Raw genomic sequence first — 16,625 nt, 5'->3', positions numbered from 1 at the left:
TTTTGAGAGTTTATTGTTAACTCGCCAGACGCTCCGGAGATGTCCGTTGTCCGTCGCGTCTGCCCTTTTGGGGAGCCGCGCCTTGGCACGCTGGCGTGGGTAGTTTTCAGTGCAAATTCGGTAATGCGTTGTGCAGCAGATCCGGGTCTTTCAGAACGCTTGCGGCAGCGGCGATATCCGGCGCCAGCCAGCGGTCCTGATCGTAGGCCGGGATCTTTTCGCGCAGCAGTCGCCAAGCGGTATCGGTGCCCGCGCCAAAGCGCTGTTCCTTGAGAAATTCAAACGCCTGGGCCGCCAGCAGGTACTCGATGGCGAGGATCTGCGTGCAGTTTTCCAGCGCGCGATGCAGCTTCAGCGCGGCGTTGGTGCCCATGCTCAGATGGTCTTCCTGCAAGCCCGAGGTGACGTAGTTGTCGAGCACCGCCGGCTGCGCCAACTGGCGGTTTTCCGCGCACAGCGACGCGGCGACGTATTGCACGATCATCATCCCGGAGTTCACCCCCGGATTGGCCACCAGAAACGCCGGCAGGCCGCTGACGTGCGGGTTGATCAGGCGATCCAGACGCCGCTCGGCAATCGAGCCGATTTCGGCCATTGCAATGGCCAGCAGATCCGCCGCCAGCGCCACTGATTGCCCGTGCGGGTTGGCCTGGGACATCACCCGGAAGTCGTCCGGTGTGCCCAGCAGCAACGGGTTGTCGGTGCAGCCGTTGAGTTCGGTTTCGATCTGTTTGATCGCGTGTTCCAGTTGATCGCGGGCGGCACCGTGCACCTGCGGGATCGAGCGGATGCTCAAGGCATCCTGAGTGCGAATGCCTTTGCTCGCGGCGATCACTTCGCTGCCATCGAGCAAGGCGCGCAGATTGACGCCGACCTGCTGCATGCCCGGATGCGGTTTGAGCGCAATGATCTCGGCATCGAACGCGGCGATCTGGCCGCGCTGGGCTTCGAAGCTCATGGCGCCGATCACGTCGGCCCATTGCAGCAGACGCGTGGCGTCGGCAATCGCCAGGCAACCGAGGCCGGTCATGCACGGCGTGCCGTTGACCAGACACAGACCGTCCTTCGCCCCGAGCTGCACCGGTAGCAGGCCCTCTTCGGCCAGCGCCTGCTGTGCAGACACGATCTGCCCGCGATAGCTGACATTGCCCACGCCCAGCAGCGCGATGCCGATGTGCGCCATGTGGGTCAGATAACCCACCGAACCCTGGGACGGCACTTGCGGGGTGATGCCGCGATTGAGCAGCGCCAGCAGCGCTTCGACTACCCGGCGATGAATGCCGGATTTGCCGTGGCTGTAGTTGCGGATCGCAGCGCACAGGATGGCGCGCGTCTGCTCATCGGCCAGCACCGGACCGACGCCGCACGCATGGCTGAGCAAGGTGTTGCGCGACAGCTGACTGAGCTGTTCGTCTTTCAGCGAGACGTTGCACAGCGCACCGAGCCCGGTGTTCACGCCATAGGCGCGCTCACCGCTGGCGACGATGCGCTGGACGATGCCTTGCGCGTTTTCAATGCGCGCCCAGGTCTGCGCCGACAGCTCGAGCTGCGCGCCATGACGAGCGACTGCGACCACATCCTGCCAACGCATCGGGGCGTCGGCGATAACGATTTTTTCAGCCTGGGACATCTAAAACCTCATCCGAACATTGATGCAGCTTTGCCGACGCTATCGTCGGATCGCCGCCCGGAGCAAGCTCGCTCCCACAGGAGACCGCATTCCAACTGTGGGAGCGAGCCTGCTCGCGATGGGGCCGGCCCAGCCAACACAAATCTGTTTAAACCACCGCCGCCCGCCGCTGCACGAAGCGGTCGACATATTCGTCCGCCGGCGAATGCAGGATCTCTTTCGGCGTACCGACCTGGATCAGGCGGCCGTCCTTGAGGATCGCGATGCGGTTGCCGATGCGCACGGCCTCGTCGAGGTCGTGGGTGATGAAGACGATGGTCTTGTGCAGGGTCTTTTGCAGCTCCAGCAACTGGTCCTGCATCTCGGCGCGGATCAACGGATCGAGCGCACTGAACGCTTCGTCCATCAGGATGATGTCGGTGTCCGCCGCCAATGCCCGGGCCAGGCCCACACGTTGGCGCATGCCGCCGGAGAGCTGGTGCGGGTATTTGTTTTCGTAGCCCTTGAGGCCCACGGTGTTGATCCAGTGCAGCGCGCGCTCGGCGCACAGTTGCTTGCTCTCGCCGCGCACTTTCAGGCCGTAGGCGACGTTGTCGAGCACGGTCTTGTGCGGCAGCAGGCCGAAGCTCTGGAACACCATGCTGATCTTGTGCCGGCGAAATTCGCGCAAGGCGTCCATGTCGTATTGCAGGATGTCCACGCCATCCACCAGGATCGCGCCGCTGGTCGGGTCGATCAGGCGGTTGAAGTGGCGCACCAGGGTCGATTTGCCGGAGCCGGACAGGCCCATGATCACGAAGATCTCGCCGGTGCCGATGCTCAGGGACAAGTCGTTGACCCCGACCACGCAACCGGTTTCGTTCAGCACCTGATCCTTGGTCTTGCCCTGGCCGACCATCGCCAGAGCGTCCTTGGCGCGGTTGCCGAAAATCTTGAAGACGTTTTTGACTTCGATCTTGCTCACGGTTGCGTTGCTCATTTGCTCACCTCATGCCGTGGCCGACCATACGCCTGGGTAATGCGGTCGATGACCACTGCGAGAATCACGATCGCCAGACCGGCTTCCAGGCCGCGTCCGACGTTGAGGGTCTGAATGCCCACCAGCACATCTTCACCCAGGCCACGGGCGCCGATCATCGAGGCGATTACCACCATCGACAGGGCCATCATGGTGGTCTGGTTGATCCCGGCCATGATGCTCGGCAGGGCCAGCGGCAGTTGCACGCCGAACAGTTGCTGCCAGCGGTTGGCGCCGAAGGCGTTGATGGCTTCCATCACTTCGCCGTCGACCTGGCGGATGCCCAGATCGGTCAGGCGGATCAGCGGCGGCGCGGCGTAGATCACGGTGGCGAAAATCGCCGGCACCTTGCCCAGGCCGAACAGCATCAGCACCGGAATCAGGTACACGAAGCTCGGCATGGTCTGCATGATGTCGAGCAGCGGCATCAGCACCGAACGCAGGCGATTGCTGCGCGCCGAGAGAATCCCCAGCGGTACGCCGATCAGCACCGAAATGACCGTCGCCACCATCATCAGCGCGAGGGTCTGCATCAACTTGTCCCACAGACCGACGGCGCCGACCAGGAACAACAGACCGACGATCACGGCGGTGGTCACGACTTTGCGCGTTGCATGCCAGGCCACGACGCCGACGATGGCCAGCATCAACCACCACGGTGCGGCGCGCAGCAGGCCTTCAAGATTGACGATGGCCCACAGCAGGGTGTCGGAGATGTGGCGGAACACATCGCCATAGTTGGTGACCAGCGCATCGACCCAACCGTTGACCCAGTCGGCGATGGAAAAGGTAAAGCTTTCGGGAAACATAAGCGGCTCTCAATCAGGAAACTCAATCAAGCGATTGCGGCGAACACCCCGGCCAGCCTCTCGGTTGGCCGGGAGGAATTCGACCTACAGCGCCGCGTCGATTTTCTTGGCAGCGTCTTCACTGACCCACGCATGCCAGACCTCAGGATGTTCCTTGAGGAAGATTTTCGCCAGTTTTGGCGACTCGATACGTTCCTTCGCCATGCGGCCCAGGTTCTGGTTCAGCAGGTCGATCGGCAGGTTGACCTTTTCCAGCACGGCCACCAGCTCCGGCGCTTGTTCGTGGAAGGTCTTGGACAGACCGACCTTGATGGTCACGGTCTTGTCGACGCCCGGTTTCTCATCCAGTTTGACTGCGTCGATCTGGCCCATCAGCGGGGTTGGCGTCCAGTAGTAGAACAGGATCGGCTCGCCACGTTTGTAACTCGACAGCACGGCCGCATCCAACGCCGGACCAGTGCCCGGGCGGAAGTTGGTGTAGCTGTTTTCCAGGCCGTAGCTTTTCAGCATTTCGCTGTTGTCCAGCTCGCAGGTCCAGCCGGCCGGGCAGTTGTAGAAGCGGCCCTTGGAAGGCTCTTCGGCGTCTTTGAAGACGGCGGCGTATTTGCCCAGATCGGCGATGTTTTTCAGGTCCGGTGCCTTCGCTTCGATCTTGCGCTTGGCATCGCCTTCGATCACGTAGCGCGGCACGTACCAGCCTTCCACCGCACCGACCACCGGCGCGCCGACACCGACGACCTTGCCGGCCTTCTCGGCCTTGTTCCAGACCTCGCTGCGGCCAACCCATTCTTCGGCGAAGATCTGGATGTCGTTGCTGCTCAGGGCGTTTTCCATGGTGATGGAGTTGCCCGGCAGGCTGTCGGTCTTGCAGTCGTAACCTTTTTCCAGCACCACTTGCAGAAGGTCGGTCAGCAGCATGCCGCTTTCCCAGTTCAGGCCGGCGAATTTCACCGGTTTGCCGGACTCGCACCAGCCGGCGGCCTGGGTCGCGCCGGCGCTGGCCAGCAGGCCCATGGAAAGCAATGTGGTCAGCAGGGTCTTGTTCGATTTCATTGTTGTGACGCTCCTAATCATGAATTGGCTTACGGCAGTCAAGAGGCATCCAGCCCTGTCCACGTCCAAATCAGGCCTGCGCCGCAGCGCGACCGGCCCCGCTTGTTTTAGGTTGTACAACGCTGTCCTGCTCGACGGGCAGAATCAGTCGATCGGGTACGGTGCCGTGCCATTTTTTCGCGCAGACGTAGTACAGCGCTGCGGGCAGCACGAGACCGATGATCCAGGAAATATCCACATCCCCCAGGGCTGCTACCAATGGACCGGTATAGAACTTGGTGGAAATGAACGGCAGTTGCACCAGCACCCCGAACACGTAAACGCTGATACCGAGGATGTTCCAGCGGCCGTAGCGACCGTTCGGATCCGCCAGCGCCGGTACGTCATAGCGCTCGCGGGTGATGCAGTAGTAGTCCACCAGGTTGATCGCGCTCCACGGCGTGAAGAACGCCAGCAGGAACAGGATGAAGGACTTGAACGCACCGAGGAACGAGTGCTGGCCGAGCAGCGCGATCAGGGTCGCCGCGCCGACGATCCCCAGCACGAACACCAGACGCTGCATGCGGGTAACCGTCAGGTGGCCACGGAAGCCGCTGATGATGGTCGCGATGCACATGAAGCTGCCGTAGGAGTTCAGGGTGGAGATGGTGACCTTGCCGAACGCGATGCTGAAATACAGCAGCGCGGCGGTGGCACCGGTCCCACCCAGACCAACGATGTAGGCGACTTCATGACCGGCGAATTGCCCGTTGGCCGAAGCGGCCGCGAACACACCGAGGATCATCGCCACCTGCGCACCAATCACCGAACCGGCACCGGCGGCGAAAAAGGTTTTCACCGAAGACACCTTGCTCGGCAGGTAACGCGAGTAGTCCGCCACGTACGGGCCGAAAGCGATCTGCCAGGAGGCCGCGAGCGACACCGCCAGCAGGAAACTGCTCCAGCTGAAGTGGCGGATTTCCAGAAGTGCGCCGACGTCCACCTGACTCATCAGACGGCTGAACAGGTACACGAAAGCAATCACGCCAATGACACTGGCGATGCGGCCGATCCAGTGGATCACCCGATAGCCGAGCACCGTGACCACGACGATGACGCTGGCGAAAAGCAGGATGCCGACGGTGTCGCTGACCCCGAACAACTGGCCCAGCGCCTGACCGGACAGCACGGTCCCGGTGGCGGTGAAGCCCAGATACATCAGGCACACCAGCACGATCGGAATCGCCGCGCCGTAGACGCCGAACTGCACCCGGCTGGAAATCATCTGCGGCAGGCCAAGCTTCGGCCCTTGCGCCGCGTGCAGCGCCATCACCCCGCCGCCCAGCAGTTGACCGATCAGCAAACCGATCAACGACCAGAACACATCGCCGCCCAGCACCACGGCCAGGGCCCCGGTGACAATCGCAGTGATTTGCAGGTTGGCACCCATCCACAGGGTGAACTGACTGAACAGACGACCGTGTCTTTCCGCTTCCGGGATGTAGTCGATCGAACGCCTTTCGATCAACGGTTTACTGCCTGCACGATCGGTGTTGCCCGCCATGATTCAACCTCTGTGGATTGTTCTGGATTTTGCTGTTTTGGTACCTGTGGGAGTGAGCCTGCTCGCGATGAGGGCGGTTCATGCAACATTTTCGTTGACTGACAAACCGCTATCGCGAGCAGGCTCGCTCCTACAGGGCAAGCATTACTTGCCGGTAATCATCGGCAGGTTCAGCCCTTGTTCCTTGGCGCAGTCGATGGCGATCTGGTAACCGGCATCGGCGTGACGCATGACCCCGGTGCCCGGGTCGTTGTGCAGCACGCGAGCGATACGCTCGGCCGCTTCGTCAGTACCGTCGCAGACAATCACCATGCCCGAGTGCTGGGAGAAGCCCATGCCGACGCCGCCGCCGTGGTGCAGGGACACCCAGGTCGCACCGCTCGCGGTGTTCAGCAGCGCGTTGAGCAGCGGCCAGTCGGAGACGGCATCGGAGCCATCCTGCATCGACTCGGTTTCACGGTTCGGACTGGAGACCGAGCCGGAGTCGAGGTGGTCGCGACCGATCACGATCGGCGCCGACAGCTCGCCGCTGCGCACCATTTCGTTGAACGCCAGACCGAGCTTGGCGCGCAGGCCAAGGCCGACCCAGCAGATACGCGCCGGCAGACCCTGGAAGCTGATGCGCTCGCGGGCCATGTCCAGCCAGTTGTGCAGGTGCGCGTCGTCCGGGATCAGCTCTTTGACCTTGGCGTCGGTCTTGTAGATGTCCTGCGGATCACCCGACAGCGCCGCCCAGCGGAACGGGCCGATGCCACGGCAGAACAGCGGACGGATGTAGGCCGGTACGAAGCCTGGGAAATCGAATGCGTTTTCGACGCCTTCTTCCTGAGCCATCTGACGGATGTTGTTGCCGTAGTCGAAGGTCGGCACGCCCATCTTCTGGAAGTCGAGCATGGCTTTGACGTGGACGGCCATCGATTGCTTGGCGGCCTTGACCACAGCGGCCGGCTCGGTCTTGGCGCGGGCGCGGTATTCGTCCCAGGTCCAGCCGGCCGGCAGGTAACCGTTGAGCGGGTCGTGGGCGCTGGTCTGGTCGGTGACCATGTCCGGGCGCACGCCGCGCTTGACCAGTTCCGGGAGGATTTCAGCGGCGTTGCCGCACAGGGCGATGGAAACCGCCTTGCCTTCGGAGGTGTATTTGGCGATGCGGGCCAGCGCGTCGTCGAGGTCTTTGGCCTGCTCGTCGACGTAGCGGGTTTTCAGGCGGAAATCGATGCTGATCTGCTGGCATTCGATGTTCAGCGAGCAGGCACCGGCGAGGGTCGCGGCCAGTGGCTGGGCGCCGCCCATGCCGCCGAGGCCGGCGGTCAGTACCCACTTGCCGGTGAGGTTGTCGTTGTAGTGCTGGCGACCGGCTTCAACGAAGGTTTCGTAGGTGCCCTGGACGATGCCCTGGCTGCCGATGTAGATCCAGCTGCCGGCGGTCATCTGGCCGTACATGGCCAGGCCTTTGGCGTCGAGTTCGTTGAAGTGTTCCCAGGTCGCCCAGTGCGGCACCAGGTTGGAGTTGGCGATCAGTACGCGCGGGGCGTTGCTGTGGGTCTTGAACACGCCGACCGGCTTGCCCGATTGCACCAGCAGGGTTTCGTCTTCGTTGAGGTTGGTCAGGCTCTCGACGATCTTGTCGTAGCACTCCCAGTTACGCGCAGCGCGACCGATGCCACCGTAGACCACCAGCTCTTTCGGGTTCTCGGCGACTTCCGGGTCGAGGTTGTTCATCAGCATGCGCAGCGGCGCTTCGGTCAGCCAGCTCTTGGCGGTCAGCTTGTTGCCGCGGGCGGCACGGATCTCAACATCACGAAACTTAGTAGGCTTATTGTCAGTCACGAAAAAGACTCCTCAGCGATCAATTCAAACCAACCCTGGCAGTGGGCAAGCAGCCTGTGCGCCTCAGTGCGCGACAAGCGAATCAGTGGACGCTGCGGAGAGTCTCGATCGACTCATACGCATACGTCTTTACTTGTACATACAAGCATATGCAATCGAGCGGCCAACTTGTTGGAGGGCTGTTCAATAAAAATTCCGAACAGGGCTGCAGAGCGCCTGAATCAAGGGCTCTGGCGTCCATGAAATTTTTCGCGGGGTGGATAGAGGGTGGCGAGAGGTTGTTACGGAAACGTGGTTCTGCGCCACGCTGGGGCGTTCGGTAACAAGTTGGTGCGCATTTCGGGAACGTCGGGACGAAAAAAAACCGCTGCTTTCAAAGCAGCGGTTTTTGATCGTTTCCCACGAAGAACGTGTGAAGGATCAGCGCGGGGACAGTTCGATCACGCAGCAACCGGCATTCACGGCGATCTCGGTCAGCCCGGTGTTACCGTCCAGTTGCAGGCAGTCATGGCGGCCGAGTTGCGAGGCGCTGTCACCGACCGTGACCTCCAGCAGTTCGCTGACGCTGAAGACCAGCACGGTGCTCGCCGAACTGAAAAACCGCTGCTCGCCGTCCAGCCATTGCAGGCGTGCGCTGTAACGCTGGGGCGAGTAGATCAGGTTGAAGTCGCGGATCGCGCCGCCGAGCAAGGTGCAGGACACCTGGCTTTCGCCGCTGAAGGCAAACGGGTCGAGGGGTAACAACGGCCGGGTATCGTCGCCGTCGACACACAGGGTCATGCCGTCGCCCTGCAATACCGTGATGACCCGCTGGTAACCGGCGAAGGTCGAAAAGCCGCCGGATTCGGCGATGTCGGCAATCGACAGACGCCAGCCAAAACCGTCGAGGCCGGCGCCGGCGTCACGGGTGATTTCCTCGGTGCTGCCGCCGCCGTTTTTCCACGGCATGCGCGGGTAGCCTTCGGCGCGTAATACCTTCAACTCTTTCATTTATGAAACCGACCTTCCAGACGATGACGAGAACCGGGGTGAATCAGGCGCGCCGCCGTCACCGGCTGACGACCCGACCACGTGCGGCGGCGGATCAGCAGGCAAGGCTCGCCTTTTTCGATCTGCAGCAATTTGCATTCGGACGCTTCGGCAAGGATCGCTTCGACCACGTGCTCACCTTCGGTCAGCGGCGCGACCTGGTTCAGATAGGCGTAAGGCGTCTGCAGGGTGAAGTCCTGCTTGAGGTATTCCGGGGCGACCAACGCATTGACGAAGCGGTCTTCGATTTGCACAGGAATATCGTTTTCGTAGTGCACGATCAGCGAGTGAAAGACCTTCTGCCCTTCGCGCATGTCCAGCGCCAGCGCGCGCTCGGAACCGGCGGCCTCCTCTTCCAGGGTGATCACCTGGCAGGTGTGGCGATGGCCACGGGAGGCGATTTCGTCGGCGATGTTGTGCACTTCGAACAGCGCGGACTGGCTCTTCGGTTCAGCAACGAAAGTGCCGACGCCTTGCATGCGCACCAGCAGACCGTCGGCGGTCATTTCCCGCAGTGCGCGGTTGATGGTCATGCGGCTGAAGCCCAACTGGCTGACCAGCTCGCTTTCCGACGGCACGCGGTAATGCGGCGGCCAGTTACCGCTGTCGATCTGCTGGGTGATCATCTGTTTGACACGGGCGTACAAGGGCGCCGGACTGTCGCCCATGTTCGCGGCCAACGGGGAGACTGGAGGCGGAGTCGGCACGGTGGATCCCTGTTCATTGGTGAAAGTGGCTAGCTTGCCGGAGTTTACCGGGCAGGCAAACGTCTGTATATGTATATACAAATAACACACGATGGGGTGCTGAACCATGTCCGCCTTCTTTGCCGAACGCGCGCTGCTGCCTAACGGATGGGCCAACAATGTACGTCTCGAGGTCAGCGCCGATGGCGTGTTGACCCGAATCCAGGCCGATTCCACTGCAGACGGCGCCGAACGGCTGAGCGGTCCGCTGTTGCCGGGGATGCCGAATCTGCACTCCCACGCGTTCCAGCGAGCGATGGCGGGACTGGCGGAAGTGGCCGGCAATCCCAACGACAGCTTCTGGACCTGGCGCGATCTGATGTATCGGCTCGTCGGAAAAATCAGCCCCGACCAGCTCGGTGTGATCGCCCGTCAGCTGTACATCGAAATGCTCAAGGCCGGTTACACCTCGGTCGCCGAATTCCATTACGTCCACCACGATCACAACGGCCAGCCTTACGCCGACCCGGCCGAGCTGGCGTTGCGCATCAGCCAGGCGGCCAGCTCGGCCGGCATCGGTCTGACGTTACTTCCCGTGCTCTACAGCCACAGCGGTTTCGGCGGCCAGACCCCGAACGAAGGCCAGCGCCGCTTCATCAACAGCACCGAAAGTTACCTGAAGCTGCAATCGCGTCTGCAACCGTTGCTGGCACAGCAAAAGGCGCAGTCGCTGGGCCTGTGCTTCCACTCGTTGCGCGCAGTCACGCCGCAGCAGATCAGCGAAGTGCTGGCGGCCAGCGACCAGCAATGCCCGGTGCACATCCACATCGCCGAGCAGCAGAAGGAAGTCGATGACTGCCTGAGCTGGAGCGGACGTCGCCCGCTGCAATGGCTGTACGAAAACACCGAAGTCGATCAGCGTTGGTGCCTGGTGCACGCGACTCACGCCAATCCGGAAGAAGTGACACTGATGGCCAAGAGTCGCGCCATCGCCGGCCTGTGCCTGACCACCGAGGCCAACCTCGGCGACGGGATTTTCCCGGCGGTGGATTTCCTCGCTCAAGGCGGGCGCATGGGCATCGGCTCCGACAGCCATGTGTCGTTGAGCGTGGTAGAGGAATTGCGTTGGCTGGAATACGGCCAGCGTCTGCGCGATCAACGGCGCAATCGCTTGTATGGCGCGGATCAGCCGATGGTCGGCCGTACGCTGTATGACGCGGCGCTGGACGGTGGCGCTCAGGCGCTGGGCCAGCCGATCGGTGCGCTGGAAGTCGGCAAGCGTGCCGACTGGATTGTGCTCGATGGCAGCGATCCGTACCTGGCCACGGCCAGCGGTGACGGGATTCTCAATCGCTGGCTGTTTGCCGGTGGCGATCGTCAGGTGCGCGACGTGCTGGTCAACGGTCAGTGGGTCGTGCGCGAGGGGCGACATGCCGGGGAAGAGGACAACAATCGCGCCTTCACCCAGGTTCTGCGAGAGCTTTTGGGCTGACATAAAAAAACCTGTGGAGGGCGACCTCCACAGGTTTTTTGTTGCGCGTCAGTTGGACGTCTTGGCCATCTGCTGATCCGACGCCCGCCAGATCAGGCGCGTGGTGTCGTAACCCTGCTGGCGCGCCTTGCTCAGCAGTTCCTCACGCACCACACCGTTGACGGTCGGCGTGCGGGACAACAGCCACAGATAGCGACGACTCGGGTCGCCCACGAGCGCGGTCTTGTAGTCATCGCTGACGTACAGCACCCAGTATTGACCCTTCGCCACACCCGGAATCAGGCGCGAGAACCAGGTATCGAACTCGACCCACAGCTTGTCGGTCTTGCCCGGCACCTGTGGATAAGCCGTACCTTTGACCTCTTCCCACTTCCAGTCTGCCGTCAGACAGCGGTTGTACACCGCGATATTGCCGTCGGGCTTGAGCGAGTAACGGGCTTCGGATTGCGCGCAATTGCGCTGGAAATACATCGGCAGCCGGGCCAACTCGTACCAGGTGCCCTGGTAACGCTTGAGATTGACACTGTTGACCGTCTTCGGCGCCAGCGGATCTTCACCGGACGTGGCGCAGCCGGCCAATACCAGGCCGGCCAAAAGGACAAGCAATAACCGCTTCATTGTTTTTCTCCCGTGGGCGCGTAGCCCCGGTTTACTTCAGGCCTTGGCCGGAAAACATCAGCACTTTGTCACCGGCGTACTGCACGCTGATAAAGCTGTTCTTGTCGCCCCAGGTGCAACTGGACATGCCCAGCGCGCCCGAGCAATCGGTGGGCTTGCCAAGCAGCGTCTCGACTTCGGACTTGGCCATGCCGGCCGAGAGCTTCGAATAGTTTTCCTGATTGACCTTGCTGCATGCGGCCAACAGCACGCAAAACGACAGCAGGGCGATAGATCGCAGCGACATGGTGTAACTCCTGGAGCGGAAGGGGGATGGCATGGCGCCAACCAGAAGCTTAGAAGAGAAAACCCCTGTCTGGTTCCCTGGCAGACCGGCTATTTGTTCGCCCGCTCGTCCGGCATTCGTCGGTAAATCAGACACTTTGTGGGGCTATTGAGCATTTCGTCGACTTTCACAAAAGCCGCCTAATCTTTGGCGCGCCGCGGTCGAAATAAGAGCAGCGCAAAGCCCGATAGTGTGGCAAATTGCCGCCCTTTCTTGACCAGCCCCTTCGCGGTAGCTCACTTAATGACCAGAAACATGAAATTCAGCCACAAGATCTTGTTGGCTGCCGCCCTGGTGGTGGCCGTTGCATTCGCCTGTTTCATTTTTTTCAACGACTATCGCCAGCGCGAAGCCCTGCAAAGCAGCACCGAAGCGTCGATGCAGGAACTGGGCAGCCTGACCACCAGCAACATCCAGACCTGGCTGGAAAGCCGCATCCAGTTGCTGCAATCGATGGCGCAACAGGTTGTCGCCGACGGCAACGCCCCGGCCAGCCTGAAACGCATCATCGACCTGCCCGCCTATACCGGCAACTTCCAGCTCAGCTACTTCGGCGGCGCCGACGGCGTGATGTTCTCGGTCCCGGCCGGCAACCGCGCGCCGGATTACGACCCGCGCGCCCGTGGCTGGTACAAGGCAGCCAACGCTGCGCAACAGACCATCGTCACCGAACCGTACATCGCCGCGTCATCGGGCAAGCTGGTGATCACGGTCGCCACCCCGGTGCAGCGCCAGGGCCAGATGATTGGTGTGGCCGGTGCCGACATTGATCTGTCCAGCGTCAGCGCGATCATCAACTCGCTGAACTTCGGCGGCCACGGCCATGCGTTCATCGTCAGCGCCGACGGCAAGATCCTGATCCACCCGGACAGCAAGCTGGTGCTCAAGACCCTGGCCGAGGCCTACCCCAACGGCGCGCCGAAAGTCAGCCCGGGTCTGAAAGAAGTCGAGTTCGACGGCAAGACCCAGCTGATCTCCTTCACCCGCGTCAACGGTGTGCCGTCGGCCGACTGGTACGTGGCGCTGGTGCTGGACAAGGACACCGCGTTCTCGATGCTCAGCGAATTCCGCACCTCGGCGCTGATCGCCATGGTCATCGCCGTGGTGATCATCATCGCCCTGCTCGGCATGCTGATCCGCGTCCTGATGCAGCCGCTGCTGACCATGGGCCGCGCCATGCATGACATCGCCGAAGGCGAAGGTGACCTGACCAAGCGCCTGACCATCCACGGCCACGATGAATTCGGTGCGCTGGGGCTGTCGTTCAACCGTTTCGTCGAGCGCATCCACACTTCGATCCGCGAAGTGTCGTCGGCCACCGGGCAGGTCAACGAAGTCGCCCTGCGCGTGGTCGCGGCGTCGAACTCGTCGATGTTCAACTCCGACCAGCAGGCCTCGCGCACCAACAGCGTGGCCGCCGCGATTAACCAGCTCGGCGCCGCCGCCCAGGAAATCGCCCAGAACGCCGCCCTCGCCTCCCAGCACTCAAGCGACGCGCGAAGCCTGGCCGAAGACGGCCAGCAGGTTGTGGATAAAACCATCCACGCGATGCAGCAACTGTCGGCGAAGATCAGCGACTCCTGCGGCAACATCGAAACCCTGAACAGCAACACCGTGAACATCGGGCAGATTCTGGAAGTGATCACCAGCATCTCCCAGCAGACCAACCTGCTGGCGCTCAACGCCGCGATCGAAGCGGCCCGTGCCGGTGAGGCCGGTCGTGGTTTCGCCGTGGTCGCCGACGAAGTCCGCAACCTGGCGCACCGCACCCAGGATTCGGCGCAGCAAGTGCAGAAGATGATCGAAGAGCTGCAAGTCGGCGCACGTCAGGCGGTCGGCATCATGACCGAGAGCCAGCGTGAGAGCGAAAGCAGCGTCGGCATCGCCAACCTGGCCGGCGAACGCCTGGGCAGCGTGACCCAGCGCATCGGCGAGATCGACGGCATGAACCAGTCGGTGGCGACCGCGACGGAAGAGCAGACGGCGGTGGTCGAGTCGATCAACGTTGATATCAACGAGATCAACACGCTGAACCAGGAAGGTGTGGAGAACTTGCAGGCGACTTTGCGGGCTTGTGCGGATCTGGAGCAGCAGGCTGCGCGATTGAAGCAGTTGGTTGGCAGCTTCCGAATCTAAGTCGTTCGAAGCCGTCTTCGCGCTTGAACCCGCGAAGACGGAACAACGCTAGACACGCTTGTCACCTCGGACTGACTCAGGACTGAATTAAGACTAAACTCAGTCCTAGTCCACTCAGCGAGGCGCAGCCCGTGAAGCTTTCATCCCAGATCAAACCCATCAGCTACCTGAAAAGCCATACCGCCGAAATCGTCAAAACGATTAGCGAAAGCCGTGAGCCGCTGGTGATTACCCAGAACGGCGAAGCGAAGCTTGTAGTCATGGACGTCAAAAGTTTTGAAGAGCAGGAAGAAACAATGGCTCTGCTCAAACTGCTTGCCATGGGAAATCGAGAAATTGAGGAAGGCAAGTACAGGGACGTTGAAGACGTTTTCGCAGAGTTGGACAGGATCGACCCCCAATGAGTTTGAAGGTCGTTATTCTTCAGTCCGCCGAAACAGATCTCAAAGATCTTCGCACCTACCTCATCAAACAGTTCTCACCTCAAACCTGGCATAGCACTTATGCCAGCTTGAAGATCGCTATTCGCAGTCTCGCATCCTTACCCTATTCAGGTTCCATTCCCGAAGAAATAGAAAGGCTGAACCTTGGTCAATATCGACAAGTCATCTCTGGCTTGAATCGCATCATTTATGAAGTCCGAGAGCAAACCATCTATATCCATATCATCGCCGATACGAGAAAAAACCTGCCTGCACTCTTGATGAAGCGTTTGCTTCAAGGCAATCCGTGAGTCTGATGCAGCTTCAGAAACTCGACCCCGGCTGCGAAAGAAACTCCAGCTCCTCAACCGTAGACTCCCGCCCCAACACCGCATTGCGATGCGGAAACCGTCCAAACCGCGCAATCACCTTCTGATGCCGCTCGGCATAATCCAGATTGTCGGCAAACACCCCACGCTCCGCTTCCGGCTGTTCAGCCACCAGTTCGATGAATCGCGAGACCGCTTCATTCTGCACCGCGAGGTTTTCGCAGTGTTCGAAGACGAGGTAGATGAAGAGTCGCTGGATCGGCTTCAACTGCCGATCGAAGTCTGCAGCAATCCCCTGAGCCACCAGTTTCTGTGCCCGTAGATCGCCGGAAAAAGCCTTGGGCGTATCGCGAAAGATCATTCGCGGGAGTTGGTCGAGCAGCAGCACCAGCGCCAGCCAACCTTCGGGATGTTGCGTCCACTCGGTCAATTCGCCAGCGAGGGCCTGATCGACAAAAACCCCGAAACGCTCACGCGCTTCGAGGTCCTGGCTGTCTTTCTTGCCGAACCACAACTTGCCCTTTTCAGCCGTTACATCCTTTGCCGATTCGGACTGACCGAACCACCAATCGAGCAACGGCTGCCAGGGCGCGGTCATGGTTTATTCCTTGTGGTACGCCGTGGCGCGGGCGACTTCTTCTTTCGAGCCGAGGAACACCGCTACGCGCTGGTGCAGGCCTTCAGGCTTGATATCGAGAATGCGCTGGTGACCGTCGGTGGAAGCGCCGCCTGCCTGTTCCACCAGGAACGACATCGGGTTGGCTTCGTACATCAGGCGCAGTTTGCCCGGTTTGGACGGCTCGCGGCTGTCGCGCGGGTACATGAACAGACCGCCACGGGTCAGGATGCGGTGTACGTCGGCAACCATCGCCGCGACCCAACGCATGTTGTAGTTCTTTTTCAGCGGGCCTTCTTCACCGGCCAGCAGCTCCGAAACGTAGCGCTGTACCGGAGCTTCCCAGTGACGCTGGTTGGACATGTTGATGGCGAATTCCTGGGTGGATTCAGGAATGGTGATGTCTTCGTGAGTCAGGACGAAGCTGCCCATTTCGCGGTCCAGGGTGAAGCCTTTGACGCCGTGGCCCAGGGTCAGCACCAGCATGGTTTGCGGGCCGTAGATCGCATAACCGGCGGCAACCTGCTGAGTGCCTGGCTGCAGGAAGGCCTTTTCATCCAGCGCTTCGTTCTGGCTCAGGTATTCGTTCGGGCAACGCAGCACGGAGAAGATGGTGCCGACCGGGGCGTTGATGTCGATGTTCGACGAACCGTCCAGCGGGTCGAATACCAGCAGGTAGGCGCCTTTCGGGTATTTGCCCGGGATCTGGTAGGCATTGTCCATTTCTTCGGACGCCATGCCGGCCAGGTGACCGCCCCACTCGTTGGCTTCGAGCAGGATTTCGTTCGACAGCACGTCGAGCTTCTTCTGCACTTCGCCTTGCACGTTTTCCGTGCCCATGCTGCCCAGAACACCGCCCAGGGCGCCTTTGGACACGGCGTGGCTGATCTCTTTACAGGCGCGCGCCACCACTTCGATCAGGAAACGCAGATCGGCAGGAGTGTTGTTGCTGCGGGTCTGCTCAATCAAATAGCGACTCAGGGTAACGCGGGACATGGACGGCTCCGGTGGAATGGGGGGCTAAAAACCCGCGCAGTTTACAGGGAGTCTGAAACCGTAGCGAGCAATGACGCCGGTAACGTGCGTCGGGGG

At 61.1% G+C, this 16,625-nt stretch carries 16 protein-coding genes and 1 pseudogene; 5 read left to right on the top strand and 12 right to left on the bottom strand.

The genetic code is table 11. From position 1 onward, the window contains the following. Window positions 1–106 precede the first annotated feature (106 nt). From hutH to hutC, 8 genes are all read right to left on the bottom strand, one after another. The gene (hutH, locus tag CAF76_RS18330; protein WP_085647998.1) at window positions 107–1,630 is read right to left on the bottom strand and encodes a histidine ammonia-lyase; all 1,524 of its coding nucleotides are present in this window, start codon (window positions 1,628–1,630) and stop codon (window positions 107–109) included. 148 nt (window positions 1,631–1,778) lie between these two features. Beyond that, entirely contained in the window at window positions 1,779–2,609 is an 831-nt protein-coding gene (locus CAF76_RS18325) for a glycine betaine/L-proline ABC transporter ATP-binding protein (RefSeq protein ID WP_011332047.1), read from the bottom strand. Beyond that, window positions 2,606–3,457, bottom strand: a complete 852-nt coding sequence (locus CAF76_RS18320) for a proline/glycine betaine ABC transporter permease (protein ID WP_007952475.1) — start codon at window positions 3,455–3,457, stop codon at window positions 2,606–2,608. Before CAF76_RS18320 ends, CAF76_RS18325 begins: the two co-directional genes overlap by 4 nt. Before the next feature lie 84 nt (window positions 3,458–3,541). Further along, window positions 3,542–4,510 carry an ABC transporter substrate-binding protein gene (locus CAF76_RS18315; RefSeq protein WP_064592859.1) on the bottom strand — a complete coding sequence of 323 codons (969 nt, stop codon included), beginning with the start codon at window positions 4,508–4,510 and terminating at the stop codon, window positions 3,542–3,544. Between the two features lie 70 nt (window positions 4,511–4,580). Next, window positions 4,581–6,053, bottom strand: coding sequence for a cytosine permease (locus tag CAF76_RS18310; protein ID WP_064592857.1), 1,473 nt, complete (start codon window positions 6,051–6,053; stop codon window positions 4,581–4,583). Window positions 6,054–6,197: 144 nt separating this feature from the next. Beyond that, entirely contained in the window at window positions 6,198–7,880 is a 1,683-nt protein-coding gene (hutU, locus tag CAF76_RS18305) for a urocanate hydratase (protein WP_085647997.1), read from the bottom strand. 420 nt (window positions 7,881–8,300) lie between these two features. Further along, window positions 8,301–8,870, bottom strand: a complete 570-nt coding sequence (locus tag CAF76_RS18300) for a HutD family protein (RefSeq protein ID WP_007952479.1) — start codon at window positions 8,868–8,870, stop codon at window positions 8,301–8,303. Then, on the bottom strand, window positions 8,867–9,577 hold the full coding sequence (gene hutC, locus CAF76_RS18295) for a histidine utilization repressor (protein WP_170844914.1): 711 nt from the start codon (window positions 9,575–9,577) through the stop codon (window positions 8,867–8,869). Before hutC ends, CAF76_RS18300 begins: the two co-directional genes overlap by 4 nt. Window positions 9,578–9,722: 145 nt before the next feature. On the opposite strand from hutC, the gene CAF76_RS18290 reads away from it, so the two are divergent. Next, a complete protein-coding gene (locus tag CAF76_RS18290; RefSeq protein WP_085647996.1) occupies window positions 9,723–11,087 on the top strand; it encodes a formimidoylglutamate deiminase in 1,365 nt (454 codons plus the stop codon). A 48-nt stretch (window positions 11,088–11,135) separates the two neighbouring features. Here CAF76_RS18290 and CAF76_RS18285 read toward each other — a convergent pair whose 3' ends face one another. Together CAF76_RS18285 and CAF76_RS18280 are read right to left on the bottom strand one after the other, a co-directional pair. Then, the gene (locus tag CAF76_RS18285) at window positions 11,136–11,705 is read right to left on the bottom strand and encodes a lipocalin family protein (RefSeq protein ID WP_064592853.1); all 570 of its coding nucleotides are present in this window, start codon (window positions 11,703–11,705) and stop codon (window positions 11,136–11,138) included. 31 nt (window positions 11,706–11,736) lie between these two features. Beyond that, window positions 11,737–11,991 carry a hypothetical protein gene (locus CAF76_RS18280; protein WP_016772095.1) on the bottom strand — a complete coding sequence of 85 codons (255 nt, stop codon included), beginning with the start codon at window positions 11,989–11,991 and terminating at the stop codon, window positions 11,737–11,739. 282 nt (window positions 11,992–12,273) lie between these two features. On the opposite strand from CAF76_RS18280, the pseudogene CAF76_RS29085 reads away from it, so the two are divergent. The 4 genes and pseudogenes from CAF76_RS29085 to CAF76_RS18265 form a co-directional block, all read left to right on the top strand. After that, window positions 12,274–13,308 (top strand): annotated as a pseudogene (locus CAF76_RS29085) (cache domain-containing protein); the annotation flags it as partial. A 93-nt stretch (window positions 13,309–13,401) separates the two neighbouring features. After that, window positions 13,402–14,166 carry a methyl-accepting chemotaxis protein gene (locus tag CAF76_RS29080; RefSeq protein WP_371857895.1) on the top strand — a complete coding sequence of 255 codons (765 nt, stop codon included), beginning with the start codon at window positions 13,402–13,404 and terminating at the stop codon, window positions 14,164–14,166. Window positions 14,167–14,297: 131 nt separating this feature from the next. After that, a complete protein-coding gene (locus tag CAF76_RS18270; protein WP_039764708.1) occupies window positions 14,298–14,570 on the top strand; it encodes a type II toxin-antitoxin system Phd/YefM family antitoxin in 273 nt (90 codons plus the stop codon). Continuing rightward, entirely contained in the window at window positions 14,567–14,899 is a 333-nt protein-coding gene (locus CAF76_RS18265; protein WP_039764706.1) for a type II toxin-antitoxin system RelE/ParE family toxin, read from the top strand. The genes CAF76_RS18270 and CAF76_RS18265 overlap by 4 nt, the downstream gene beginning before the upstream one ends. Before the next feature lie 13 nt (window positions 14,900–14,912). Here the strand turns inward: CAF76_RS18265 and CAF76_RS18260 are convergent, their stop codons facing one another. Next, a complete protein-coding gene (locus tag CAF76_RS18260) occupies window positions 14,913–15,515 on the bottom strand; it encodes a DUF924 family protein (protein WP_085647994.1) in 603 nt (200 codons plus the stop codon). A 3-nt stretch (window positions 15,516–15,518) separates the two neighbouring features. After that, complete coding sequence (locus tag CAF76_RS18255) at window positions 15,519–16,529, bottom strand: class 1 fructose-bisphosphatase (protein ID WP_007952492.1); 1,011 nt, start codon at window positions 16,527–16,529, stop codon at window positions 15,519–15,521. Between the last annotated feature and the right edge of the window lie 96 nt (window positions 16,530–16,625).

It is taken from the genome of Pseudomonas sp. B40(2017) (genome assembly GCF_002112855.1).
Taxonomy (GTDB): domain Bacteria; phylum Pseudomonadota; class Gammaproteobacteria; order Pseudomonadales; family Pseudomonadaceae; genus Aquipseudomonas; species Aquipseudomonas pharyngis.
Note: the sequence above shows the minus strand (reverse complement) of the source record. Positions and strands in the feature narration are given on the sequence as shown.

What these genes read in the sequence shown, in the direction of transcription:
- hutC (WP_170844914.1), bottom strand. Translation starts at nt 9,577, where the DNA reads ATGGGCGACAGTCCGGCGCCCTTGTACGCCCGTGTCAAACAGATGATC.
- CAF76_RS29080 (WP_371857895.1), top strand. Translation starts at nt 13,402, where the DNA reads ATGTTCAACTCCGACCAGCAGGCCTCGCGCACCAACAGCGTGGCCGCC.
- CAF76_RS18255 (WP_007952492.1), bottom strand. Translation starts at nt 16,529, where the DNA reads ATGTCCCGCGTTACCCTGAGTCGCTATTTGATTGAGCAGACCCGCAGC.
- CAF76_RS18315 (WP_064592859.1), bottom strand. Translation starts at nt 4,510, where the DNA reads ATGAAATCGAACAAGACCCTGCTGACCACATTGCTTTCCATGGGCCTG.
- CAF76_RS18300 (WP_007952479.1), bottom strand. Translation starts at nt 8,870, where the DNA reads ATGAAAGAGTTGAAGGTATTACGCGCCGAAGGCTACCCGCGCATGCCG.
- CAF76_RS18290 (WP_085647996.1), top strand. Translation starts at nt 9,723, where the DNA reads ATGTCCGCCTTCTTTGCCGAACGCGCGCTGCTGCCTAACGGATGGGCC.
- CAF76_RS18320 (WP_007952475.1), bottom strand. Translation starts at nt 3,457, where the DNA reads ATGTTTCCCGAAAGCTTTACCTTTTCCATCGCCGACTGGGTCAACGGT.
- hutH (WP_085647998.1), bottom strand. Translation starts at nt 1,630, where the DNA reads ATGTCCCAGGCTGAAAAAATCGTTATCGCCGACGCCCCGATGCGTTGG.
- CAF76_RS18310 (WP_064592857.1), bottom strand. Translation starts at nt 6,053, where the DNA reads ATGGCGGGCAACACCGATCGTGCAGGCAGTAAACCGTTGATCGAAAGG.
- CAF76_RS18325 (WP_011332047.1), bottom strand. Translation starts at nt 2,609, where the DNA reads ATGAGCAACGCAACCGTGAGCAAGATCGAAGTCAAAAACGTCTTCAAG.
- CAF76_RS18260 (WP_085647994.1), bottom strand. Translation starts at nt 15,515, where the DNA reads ATGACCGCGCCCTGGCAGCCGTTGCTCGATTGGTGGTTCGGTCAGTCC.
- CAF76_RS18280 (WP_016772095.1), bottom strand. Translation starts at nt 11,991, where the DNA reads ATGTCGCTGCGATCTATCGCCCTGCTGTCGTTTTGCGTGCTGTTGGCC.
- CAF76_RS18285 (WP_064592853.1), bottom strand. Translation starts at nt 11,705, where the DNA reads ATGAAGCGGTTATTGCTTGTCCTTTTGGCCGGCCTGGTATTGGCCGGC.
- CAF76_RS18265 (WP_039764706.1), top strand. Translation starts at nt 14,567, where the DNA reads ATGAGTTTGAAGGTCGTTATTCTTCAGTCCGCCGAAACAGATCTCAAA.